Raw genomic sequence first — 10,556 nt, 5'->3', positions numbered from 1 at the left:
TGTCCAACAATAGGGGAGCAACACAGCTTGCCGAGGAGACTCACGGGCTACCCGCGGAAAGCGAAGTCTTGCACGGAAATCATTAGCGGTATTAAGAATACACTGAAATTGTTCGTCTTTATGTCGTGGTTTATTCGTTTTGTCCCTGCCCCTTTTTTCCTGAAATTCAGCCTTCTTGCAAGTCAGAGATGCTGACTTGTGACCTTTCTTCTAATGGACCGCGAAGATGGACAACTGCCGTTTGACCATCTTCCATCACTTCATCAATCCAGATCGACGTATCTTTATATTTTACTTCGATGTCTGCGGAAGAAGATAAGATTTGCTTCACTCGTTTAAGTTCCATATTCATTGTCCTCCCTGTATCTCTTATGCTTATTTCATTATAAATAAGCAGTCGGTCATCTCGTTTTGTTTCGTTGATCCTTATTGTGTTTATTTCCTTTACTATTATCGCCGCTCGTAATCTCGGAAGCGAATTCAGTCGTTCCGCGTTTCGGGGAATTCTGATTGCTGCTGCCTTTGTTGACCTTTTTCGTCACGGGTCATTCCTCCTAATTTCTTTTCACTTTAGTGTTTGAAAACAGTAAGGAAGTTATTCATTGAAAGGGTCAGGATTTATTATTTGTATTGTAAAACCCAATAAGCATAATCTCCTAAAATGCTCATTAGCAAAGGGATTTGAGATAAAAAAGGAGAAAAGTAGAGGGGATAAGGAGGTTACCATAATGAATGAACACCCACATTCTGTTCCTTCAATCCGCGGGGACAAAGAGAGCTGGTTTCCTGGAAAAAAACCGGAACAAGTGAAACCCGGCAGCTACCCGATCCTATTTATCCACGGGATCAATGCAACAACTGAAACATGGTGGAAAGGGAATAATGATATAAGCGAACTGGCTTATTCCAAAGGGTATGAGACTGCCTTTATTGAGTTATCGGGGACCGATGACATGTGGGCAAACGGCTTGCTTTTGGCTGAAAAACTTCGGGAAGTGTACAACTTCTTTAATAAAAAAGTAGTGATTGCAGCCCATAGCAAGGGAGGGGTCGATGCACAGACGGCGATTGTTTATCATGGCGCAGCAGAATTTGTAAAACGTGTGATTACTCTTTCTACACCACATCATGGATCCGAACTTGCGGACCTTGCATACAGTAAATGGGCAGATTGGCTCACGGAAACCCTCGGCAGTAAAAGCGATGCGGTGTTTTCCCTGCAGAAAGCTTATATGGAAGCATACAGGAAGCGAACCGATCAGCATACAGTCAGCAGAGAAATTCCATTCTATACGTTCGGCGGGACTGGATGGGGAGGGTTGAATTCAGAGCTCTTCTGGAGCGGTCTCTATTTAAGGCGTTTCGGTGCAAATGATGGAGCGGTTACAGTGAAGAGTTCACGGCTTCCATACAGCCGGGAAGTGAGGGTCGATGATTGGAACCACAAAACAATCAAACAGGGAGAAGAAATATTTCCTTATGTAGAAAGTTTGCTCGGTGAAGAGGTAGGAGATATTCCAGAATCCGCTGACCAGGACTCACCAAAAGAAGAAGTTCATACATCGGTTCTGCATAGGGGCGGTGCATATGAAGGAAGAGGAACGGAACAGTTTTCAGTTGAAGAGGGTGTCGATGAAATGACGGTTGATTGGTTCAGTTGTTTCAGGGATACGGAGCTGGTACTTACTGACCCAGGAGGTAAAATTTATACAGACTTCGCAGCTGCGGGGGATGAGACAGGTTTCTTTCCTAATGCGTTTCATCACTCTACGCTTATCAGAACGCCGGACAGCGGCAAGTGGGTACTTGAAAGCCGGAATGATAAAAGGGAAACCTATTTGTTAAACGTATTGTTTACAAATGGGGTATTGCCACAAGTTGAAGAAATTTTCTCAGGGTATGAAGATTCAAAGAGTAAAGGAGTAAAGATGAATAATGTAACCTCGATCAATAGGCAAGTTCATATAACTCACATTCCGGTTAGAAATAAGGGAAATAAGAAGTCCATCGAAAATCCTTCCAGCCTCGATCCTGTATCCTTATCACGATATGATGAAGGCATCCTCAATTTCACGATTGATATCAAAGGAACTACCGGCCGCGGCAATGAATTCGAAAGGACAGTCATCAAAACTATGTTTGTAGGTCAAGATGGAACACTCTATGAATAAAAGGAAGCCCGTCCTCCCATGCTTGAAAGCAGTGCAGGACGGGCCGGTGATTATAGCGTGTTCAAGAAATCCGTTACTTGGTCCGGTGTTTTGGCGTGTGCACTGTGCAGATGCGCAATTTTTTCGCCATTTTTCCAGATAAGCAGGCTCGGGATTCCCATGACATCATATTTTTCGGCGATTTCAGGGAATTCATCCTTGTTGATGTCGTACCATTTATATTGGCTGTATTGATCCATGATTTCATCGATGAACATGTCCATGCGGCGGCAGTCAGGGCACCAGTCTGCATGGAATTTTACAACTACGGGCTGATCCGATGAAATGATTTCTTCAAATGTTTCTTTATTCTTGATCGATTGCATGTATAAAACCCCCTTTCCCCTTTATTTTAACCACAGCTGATCTTTACGTAAACTGCAAGGTTTCAAAAATCCATCGGCAAAGAATTTCCCGGCATGAAGAGAACATGATAGTATAGGTATACATTCTAAGGAAAACAGGTGATAACATGAAACCTATCAATGTAGGATTGGCGGGCTATGGATTTTCCGGGCAAAGCTTTCATCGTCCGCTCCTTCAACATTCCCATAATTTTGAAATCCATACGGTCATGTCTTCTAATAAAGAGAAGGTCCAGGCAGATATTGGCGGTGTCAACGTGGTTCCATCACTTCAGGAACTGCTTCAGGAAGACATTGAGCTGGTCGTGATCACCACGCCAAATCATCTTCACTATGACATGATCAAGCAGTCGCTCACAGCAGGGAAACATGTAGTGGTGGAAAAACCTTTCGTAACGGAAAGTGAACAGGGTGAAGAGCTGATCAGGCTTGCTGAAGAGAATGGACTCGTGCTGTCTGTCTTCCATAACCGCCGCTGGGATGCCGATTTCCTGACGATCCGGAATCTCATGGAGAAGAAGAAGTTAGGTGACATCTCTACATATGAAGCACACTTTGATCGTTACCGCCCGATGGTAAAGGATCGCTGGAAAGAAAATAAGATCGAAGGCGGAGGGGTGCTATATGACCTCGGTTCACATCTGATCGACCAGGCACTTTGCCTGTTCGGAAAACCTCAATGGGTGTTCGCGGATGTCTTCTCGCAGCGAGACCCAGAAAAAGCAGAGGATTATTTTCAAATCACTCTCGGTTACGATACGGTCAGAATCGGACTTTATTCCCGCTCGATTGTACTTGATCCAGGGCCTCGCTATCAGCTGCACGGTCAAAAAGGAAGCTTCGTGAAATACGGGATGGATCGACAGGAAGCAGATCTTAAAGAAGGGATCAATCCTTATTCCGCATCTTGGGGAATGGAGGATGAAGAATCCTGGGGCACACTGTCCCTTATAGAAGAGGAAGAAGTGAATAAAGTAAAACTTTCTTCTGAAAAAGGTGATTACACTCAGTACTATCAGGGAATTTTTGAAGCGGTAAGAAATAATCAGCCCATACCGGTAAGAGCTGAAGAAGCACTGAATGTCATCGAAATCATCGAAGCATGCAAGAAAAGCTCTTCAGAGAAAAAATCGATTTATTTATAATCACATGTGGCTGAATGAAGGAGGTGTGCTTAAACGGCACCTCTCCTTTCATTACGGCTCCTTGTCGTTGCAGGACTTATGACACAATGAGAAAGCCTATTCCACAGTCCCCGACTCCACAATCTGTACATCCGGTTTGATTACAAACTCTGCATTTGGGTATAAGGTTTTTTCCCATTCTTTTATATCAAAGCCGCGTACGCCGTGTTTCTGAATTTGACCGATTCCCGCGGGGTCAATCCCCATCTCCTGAAACCTACCGAACAACTCCAAGGATTGATCTATAATGTCTTTTGACATCTTATCTTCTATTTCCTTGATTTTCTTTGGAGTTAATTTTTTTCCTGTATATTCTTTGATGATCCCCCGAATGGTGATCTTAATCGATATTTTCACAGGGTCCTTTTTATTCTCGACCTTAATCTTATGCTTGGATTTGATGCTTGTTACGGCTGCTTCGACTCGCTGTTCGGCATCGCCGTCTTTTTTACCGAGCTTTACAACGTGGCTTCCTTCGGAGAGTTTATCTACGAGGAGCTTAAAGAAGAACAGATCATCCGGTGATACGGTGTCCACCATCTTATCTTTATCGAATAAGGCAACCCCCGTGACTTCCAGTGTATCGTCGGAAACTTTCTTTATGATAGGCAGGTAAGGCGTCTGGCCGTCTTGATAATAATCATAGAGAAACATATGCAAATTGGTTTCCGGAAGCTCTCTTCTCTTGATATTCTGGTTGATCAAGTTGGAAATGAACATTCCGTTCCCTCTTATTCCGTAATTCCCATTCAGAATGTCCTCTGCGCTTCCTTCCGTAATGGCCAAAAAAACGCGTGCACCGATACTGGCGTCCCTTTGAAGGGAGTCGGCAACATCAAGGACCCCTTTCTTTGCCATCTTTTCTCCAAGAAGCACAATATCCAGGCTTCCCCTTACCAATGGCTGCTGGGATTTCCGTGACAACGTCTCCAACACTTCTCTCGTCGAAGGGGCTTCTGCGGACAATGTCCGATTTTCAATCGCACCATCTTTAATATACACAGGAAATAACGCCGTTCCCCTGATTGTATTTTCATCGACGAAATCATATGCTTTTCCTGTTTCAATATTTAAATCATCAAGTATCTCCCTTTCCACGCATCCGGTCATCAGCAAAAGAATGATGGTAAGGTTTGTTATTCGCTTTCTCATGCTTTCTTTCTCACCTTCTTCATGATAATCACTACTATCAGGAGAAGGGGAATGTATCCATAATTAAGATAGAAACCGATTTCTCCCGATAGTGAGTTCAGGATATTTACTTGTTTGCGATCCGTAATAAAAGTTAGGGTGCCAATAACAATTATCGAAAGGATCCAAATAGAGTGACGCTGATTGAGCGGGGTGATCCTTTTCATGATTCTGCTTGCGCACCATAATGCAATACAAACATTTGGGAGAATCACCAGGCACCAGTTGGCTATCCCGATATATTCAAACCGTTCGACAAAAGGCATTTCAACAATTTTCCACATGGATAAAGTGGCCCATACCGTCTTTGCCAGTTGTTTCTCACTAAAGAAGGCAAAGGAGGTGACGGCGATGATAACATATACTGTCGTAGTAGTGAATAAGCCCCAGTGTGCATATTTTTGTGACTTTTTCGCATTTTTGATGAATGGATAGAGTAACAAGATCGATTCATATCCGAGAAATGTTAGTGACATATTCTTAGTGGCCATTATCATATCCTTCAACGAATGATCAAAGACGGGCAGAATATTCCTGAAATCGCTGTACGGAAACGTGAAAGCGAATGTCAATAGCAGATAGCTTGGCAGGACCGTTCCGAAAAAAGCGACTCCTGCAATGTTTCTAACTCCGCCGGAGACTATATAATACGCGAGAATCATAAAGGCCAGCGCAAAATAAAATGTGCTTAGCCGCGGATACATCCATACTTGGACAACTTCTATATAGGTCCTTATAATGGTGATGACAAGCAGTGTAAAGTAAAGTACGAAGAAAATGTCAACAGCTTTCCCTATCCACTTCCCAAATACGATCGCATGCGCTGATACTAGGTCCCCGCCGCCTTTATCCAATAACAGATACATGATCAACATGATGATATGGGTGGTAACCCCTGCGAGTATGACTGAAATCCACCCGTCATATCCGGCAGTCTTTGCAATGATCCGCTGAAAGCCCAATACCCCGGCTCCAACTTGGATTGCATGAATGAGAAAGAACACAAGAAAAGGGGAAATCTTTCTGCTTTCTGGAATCGGCTGCATCATCCCACCTCCAAATCATTCGTCAATATCAAGCTTCTTCTTGCCTTCCTTCGAACTGAAACGGACTTCTTTATCCGTGCGGAGAAATCCCGGACGTTTTGACTGCTTATAAAATGGAAACCGGATGAGTGCATCCTTTAAATCCTTTAAACGTGGAGGATACAACGGTTCCAGGAATGGGCGGCCAAGGGAGGTCAGTTTTAATAAATGCCCCATGAGAAAACAGAAACAAAAGACGATCCCGAGCAGTCCCCAAAGCTGGGCTAAGAACAAAAATGGGAACCTTAAAATACGGATCGTATTGCCCATTCTGTAAACAGGTGTTGTAAAGGAAGCAAGTGCAGCCAGGGCGACCAGGATAAGCAGGACGTTACTTGTCAGTCCAGCTTCAACAGATGCTGTTCCGATGACAATCCCGCCAACGATACCGATTGTCTGTCCGACCTTAGTGGGCAGGCGGGCTCCTGCCTCACGCAGCAGTTCAATCGTGAGTTCGAGAAACAACGCTTCCAATATCGGGGGCAAGGGGATTTCCTGTCTGGACGTAACAAGTGTGGCCATCAGATCCTTCGGTATCAACTCGTAATGATAGGTAAGTGCGGCTACATAAATTGGTGTAATCAGAATTGAGAAAGCAACCGCAAATACACGAACGAGACGAAAGAAAGAAGCAACCATAAAGTTAAGGAAATAATCCTCATAGGCATTGAAAAATTCGACCAGAGTAGTAGGACCGATTAATGCATGAGGTGAGCCATCTACCAAAATTGCGATTTTTCCTTCTATTAATACGGACGCAACCCGGTCAGGACGTTCAGAATCAAGCAGCTGGGGAAAAGGGGATAAACCATTGTCCGCAATCAGTTGTTCAATGAATGAACTGTCCATGATCTGGTCAAAGTCAACGCTTTTTAAACGCTGGCGGACTGTATTCACGTTTGCCTCATCTGCTAACCCATCTAAATAGAGAAGGGCGATTCTGGTGTGAGTGATGGTGCCGACAGTGGATTCCTCTACAGTTAGTTCTTTTACCGGGATGCGTTTACGCAGGAGATTCAGGTTGTCACTGAGTGATTCAACAAATGCCTCTTTCGGACCGACGACACTGAATTCCACTTCGGGCTGAGATACCTTACGTCCCATTTCATTCTTGGTGGCGATGAATGCGAATTTTCGGTTGGTTTTATCCATCGTCAGCATGGTGTATCCATTCAGCAGCTTTTGTTCAATGACCGTTTCATCGTCGGAAACTTGTATGTCAACGATCGGGACCAGTGTTTTCAAGTCTTCTAAATCATTGAAATCCTTGGATAATAAAGAAGGAAGAACATCCTCTTGGATAATTTTCCCGTCAATCAAGGTCGTGACAAAATGAAGGCTGAATTTCACACCGGTAAAGTGATTTTGGTAAAATGCCTGCTTATAATCGGCAGATTTTTCAATGGCTGATTTTGTACTTTCATAGGATTGCTTCTTCTTTGTGTGATCAGAATTTTTACTTTTAAAAAATGAAAACATACGAATCCCTCATGTTCAACGTGGTGTATTCAGTAGTGTTTCCGAAATAGGGAGAATTATGAAAAGATGAATAGAGCTGGCAGAAAAAAAGAAGGGTATTTATCAGGGTATTCTAAGATTAAAGAAGAGCAGGGCTGTCGTATTTAAGACGGAAGTAGAGAGGTGCAATACTTCCCTCCGCGGGTAAGTCTTGCACGGATACAGACAGCGGAGATCTAATGCAGAAAATAAAAAAGACCAGGGATTTTCCCTGATCTTTTCAAATGAATTATTGTTCTAAGAAATATTTTTCAATATCATCAAGCATTTTGTTGGCAGCAACGACACCGCCGGCAGTATTCCAGATCGCATCACTTACTTCGTGGACATTACCGGCTTTAGCAGCTTCAAGATTCTTGAATAACGGATCATTGATCCATTCTTCAGCTAACTTGTTCGCTTCTCCGTCACCTGTTTCATAGGTGAAGTAGAAGAGAACATCTCCATCCATTGCCGGTATTCTTTCTTTCGTCACGCCATTTTCAGCAAAGTCATCGACATCCTGGTCTTCAGGACGTGCAAATCCTAATTGATCAAGGATGACACCGGAGAAGGAATCCTTATGATAAATCCGTACATCTCCTGCGAGGAAACGGACCATAGAAATTTCCTGATTCAGCTTATCGCCCAGTTTGCCTTTTAAGTCTTCGATACGCTGGTCATACTGAGCAATGACTTCTTTGCCTTCTTCTTCTTTGTTCAATGCTTTAGAGTACAGCTCAAAGTTTTCTTTCCAATTCCCTTTAAGGGTTTCGGACATGACCGTCGGAGCGATTTCATTCAATTGATTGTACTGTTCTTCCTGACGCATTTTTGTTCCGATGATAAGATCCGGCTGAAGCTTTGCAATCGCTTCGATGTTCAATTCACTTTCCGTCCCGACCACTTCAACATCTTTCATGTCGTCTGAAATATGATCATACCAAGGGTCGCCAGTCCAGGATTGTACGGCACCAGCAGGCGTGACACCCAATTCCAGAAGTGCTTCGGTGCCTTCATTTGTAAGAATGACGACTTTTTCAGGCGTTCCTTTAATTTCAGTCGTACCCATTGCATGTTCTACCGAATATGCTTCTTCATTCTTGTCAGAATCACTTCCTGAAGACTTTTCTTCTTTATTACCGCAAGCAGCAAGGAAAAGAAGAGCAGTGATCAACAGTAAAGATAATAATCCTCTTAATTTCATATGTATAAATCCCCCTAAGATATGATTGACTGATAATGATTATCATTGACAAACATAATCATAATTGAGAAGGCTTTCATTGTCAATAACTAAATGATAATGATTTTCAAAGTCATTGACGGCTTTCCCAATCTTCTCTAAAATAAGAAGAGAATAAGAGAAGACTACTTATACGTGACCGGAAAGGTAAACATATGATTAAAACGCAGAAACAATTTCTTCTATTTATAGGGACTATCCTTTTCCTTGTCTTGTGCATCGGAATGAGCATCGTCTATGGATACACAGATACTTCTTGGAAAACAGCGCTTGATGCGTTTATGAACCCGACACAGTCCACTGAACATCTGGTGCTGCAGACGATCCGTCTCCCAAGGGCACTGATTGCTGCAACAGTCGGCGCATCGCTTGCTATCTCCGGTGTTCTTATGCAGACATTAACTAAGAACCCGCTTGCATCACCGGGTATTTTCGGAATCAATGCCGGCGGCGGTTTCATGGTAGTCGCCGCAGTGACATTGTTTGGGGTTTCCGACCTGCAAACATTTACCTGGCTTTCCTTCTCGGGTGCTGCAATTGCCGCTTTTGGCGTATATGCCATCGGTGCTGCAGGTAATAACGGGCTCACGCCGATGAAGCTGACGCTTGCAGGTGCTGCGATAACAGCCATGTTTTCATCGTTTACCCAAGGTTTGCTTGTACTGGATGAATCGGCGCTTGAACAGGTGCTTTTCTGGCTGGCTGGATCTGTGCAGGGAAGGAGCCTTGATATTTTAAGCGGAGTTTTCCCTTACATCCTCATTGGGTGGACAGGGGCTCTCTTACTGGCAGGCAAGATGAATATATTAGCGATGGGTGAAGATGTAGCTAAGGGTCTGGGGTTGAAAACCAACCTTATAAAGTTCCTCTCACTGTTGATCGTCGTCCTTTTGGCAGGTGGTTCTGTCGCAATTGCAGGACCGATTGGTTTTATCGGTATTGTCATTCCTCATCTGGCAAGAAAGGTGATCGGTGTCGATCATAAGTGGCTCATTCCTTATGCAGGCTTATTGGGCGCGATTCTTCTGCTGGCAGCTGATATTGCAGCGCGCTACATCATCATGCCCCAAGAGGTGCCTGTAGGAGTTATGACCGCGGTTATCGGTGCACCATTCTTCGTGTATGTTGCCAGGAAGGGGTTCTAAAATGAGTAGATTCATAGGAAAACGCTGGTTCAAGGACCGGATATCATTCCTGGTAGATTTGTCTGCCTTGAAAAAAATAACGATACTGGGAATATTAGTGATACTTGTAATGATCGTGAGTACAGGAATAGGGGATATGAAAATTGCCCCATGGAATGTAGTGAATGTCTTTTTTGGCGGAGGCACGAGTCTTGAACAGCTTGTCGTTAAATCATTCCGGCTGCCCCGCATCCTAATCGCCCTCCTTGCAGGGATGGCGCTTGCGGTTGCGGGAGGAATCTTGCAGGGAATGATCAGAAATCCGCTTGCTTCTCCCGATATCATTGGAATCACGGGGGGAGCGGGAGCTGCAGTCGTCGCCTTTTTGACGATCTTCAGCAATGAAGATGGTACGCTGCCTGTCAGCATTCAATGGATGCCGGTTGCAGCATTTACCGGCGCAGCAGCAGTTGCGTTCCTCGTCTATTTCCTGGCATGGAGAAAAGGTGTTTCCCCTGTCAGGCTCGTCCTGATCGGTATCGGGATATCAGCCCTGACACAGGCGTTGACTACCCTCTTGATGATCATGGGTCCCATTTACAGGGCTAGCCAGGCAAATATTTGGATCACTGGTACTGTGAACGGTTCTGATTG

General features: G+C 44.1%; 11 protein-coding genes. 4 read left to right on the top strand and 7 right to left on the bottom strand.

Features of this window, described 5'->3' with window-relative positions:
- Positions 1–166: 166 nt before the first annotated feature.
- Together HP456_RS14520 and HP456_RS14515 are read right to left on the bottom strand one after the other, a co-directional pair.
- Complete coding sequence (locus HP456_RS14520) at positions 167–346, bottom strand: H-type small acid-soluble spore protein (protein ID WP_172252317.1); 180 nt, start codon at positions 344–346, stop codon at positions 167–169.
- A 55-nt stretch (positions 347–401) separates the two neighbouring features.
- The gene (locus HP456_RS14515) at positions 402–542 is read right to left on the bottom strand and encodes a hypothetical protein (protein ID WP_172252315.1); all 141 of its coding nucleotides are present in this window, start codon (positions 540–542) and stop codon (positions 402–404) included.
- Between the two features lie 186 nt (positions 543–728).
- Here HP456_RS14515 and HP456_RS14510 point away from each other — a divergent pair, with 186 nt between their 5' ends.
- Complete coding sequence (locus HP456_RS14510) at positions 729–2,171, top strand: lipase family alpha/beta hydrolase (protein WP_172252313.1); 1,443 nt, start codon at positions 729–731, stop codon at positions 2,169–2,171.
- A gap of 50 nt (positions 2,172–2,221) precedes the next feature.
- Here HP456_RS14510 and HP456_RS14505 read toward each other — a convergent pair whose 3' ends face one another.
- Complete coding sequence (locus HP456_RS14505) at positions 2,222–2,536, bottom strand: thioredoxin family protein (RefSeq protein ID WP_172252311.1); 315 nt, start codon at positions 2,534–2,536, stop codon at positions 2,222–2,224.
- 146 nt (positions 2,537–2,682) lie between these two features.
- Here HP456_RS14505 and HP456_RS14500 point away from each other — a divergent pair, with 146 nt between their 5' ends.
- Positions 2,683–3,720, top strand: coding sequence for an oxidoreductase (locus tag HP456_RS14500; protein ID WP_172252309.1), 1,038 nt, complete (start codon positions 2,683–2,685; stop codon positions 3,718–3,720).
- Positions 3,721–3,816: 96 nt separating this feature from the next.
- Here HP456_RS14500 and HP456_RS14495 read toward each other — a convergent pair whose 3' ends face one another.
- The 4 genes from HP456_RS14495 to HP456_RS14480 all read right to left on the bottom strand — a co-directional run bounded on the left by HP456_RS14495 (position 3,817) and on the right by HP456_RS14480 (position 8,739).
- Complete coding sequence (locus tag HP456_RS14495; protein WP_172252307.1) at positions 3,817–4,911, bottom strand: Ger(x)C family spore germination protein; 1,095 nt, start codon at positions 4,909–4,911, stop codon at positions 3,817–3,819.
- Positions 4,908–5,999 (bottom strand): GerAB/ArcD/ProY family transporter, encoded by a 1,092-nt coding sequence (locus tag HP456_RS14490; protein WP_312857767.1) that lies wholly within the window; start codon positions 5,997–5,999, stop codon positions 4,908–4,910. Before HP456_RS14490 ends, HP456_RS14495 begins: the two co-directional genes overlap by 4 nt.
- A 12-nt stretch (positions 6,000–6,011) precedes the next feature.
- Complete coding sequence (locus HP456_RS14485; protein WP_172252305.1) at positions 6,012–7,514, bottom strand: spore germination protein; 1,503 nt, start codon at positions 7,512–7,514, stop codon at positions 6,012–6,014.
- A gap of 268 nt (positions 7,515–7,782) precedes the next feature.
- Entirely contained in the window at positions 7,783–8,739 is a 957-nt protein-coding gene (locus HP456_RS14480) for an ABC transporter substrate-binding protein (protein WP_172252303.1), read from the bottom strand.
- Between the two features lie 194 nt (positions 8,740–8,933).
- Here HP456_RS14480 and HP456_RS14475 point away from each other — a divergent pair, with 194 nt between their 5' ends.
- Together HP456_RS14475 and HP456_RS14470 are read left to right on the top strand one after the other, a co-directional pair.
- Complete coding sequence (locus HP456_RS14475) at positions 8,934–9,923, top strand: FecCD family ABC transporter permease (RefSeq protein ID WP_172252301.1); 990 nt, start codon at positions 8,934–8,936, stop codon at positions 9,921–9,923.
- 1 nt (position 9,924) lies between these two features.
- On the top strand, positions 9,925–10,556 hold a 632-nt coding region (locus HP456_RS14470; protein ID WP_172252299.1), incomplete at its 3' end, for a FecCD family ABC transporter permease.

Origin of the sequence: Bacillus haikouensis (genome assembly GCF_013179555.1) — a bacterium.
Classification (GTDB): Bacteria; Bacillota; Bacilli; order Bacillales; family Bacillaceae_B; genus Rossellomorea; species Rossellomorea haikouensis_A.
Note: the sequence above shows the minus strand (reverse complement) of the source record. Positions and strands in the feature narration are given on the sequence as shown.

What these genes read in the sequence shown, in the direction of transcription:
- HP456_RS14520 (WP_172252317.1), bottom strand. Translation starts at nt 346, where the DNA reads ATGGAACTTAAACGAGTGAAGCAAATCTTATCTTCTTCCGCAGACATC.
- HP456_RS14510 (WP_172252313.1), top strand. Translation starts at nt 729, where the DNA reads ATGAATGAACACCCACATTCTGTTCCTTCAATCCGCGGGGACAAAGAG.
- HP456_RS14505 (WP_172252311.1), bottom strand. Translation starts at nt 2,536, where the DNA reads ATGCAATCGATCAAGAATAAAGAAACATTTGAAGAAATCATTTCATCG.
- HP456_RS14500 (WP_172252309.1), top strand. Translation starts at nt 2,683, where the DNA reads ATGAAACCTATCAATGTAGGATTGGCGGGCTATGGATTTTCCGGGCAA.
- HP456_RS14495 (WP_172252307.1), bottom strand. Translation starts at nt 4,911, where the DNA reads ATGAGAAAGCGAATAACAAACCTTACCATCATTCTTTTGCTGATGACC.
- HP456_RS14490 (WP_312857767.1), bottom strand. Translation starts at nt 5,999, where the DNA reads ATGATGCAGCCGATTCCAGAAAGCAGAAAGATTTCCCCTTTTCTTGTG.
- HP456_RS14485 (WP_172252305.1), bottom strand. Translation starts at nt 7,514, where the DNA reads ATGTTTTCATTTTTTAAAAGTAAAAATTCTGATCACACAAAGAAGAAG.
- HP456_RS14480 (WP_172252303.1), bottom strand. Translation starts at nt 8,739, where the DNA reads ATGAAATTAAGAGGATTATTATCTTTACTGTTGATCACTGCTCTTCTT.
- HP456_RS14475 (WP_172252301.1), top strand. Translation starts at nt 8,934, where the DNA reads ATGATTAAAACGCAGAAACAATTTCTTCTATTTATAGGGACTATCCTT.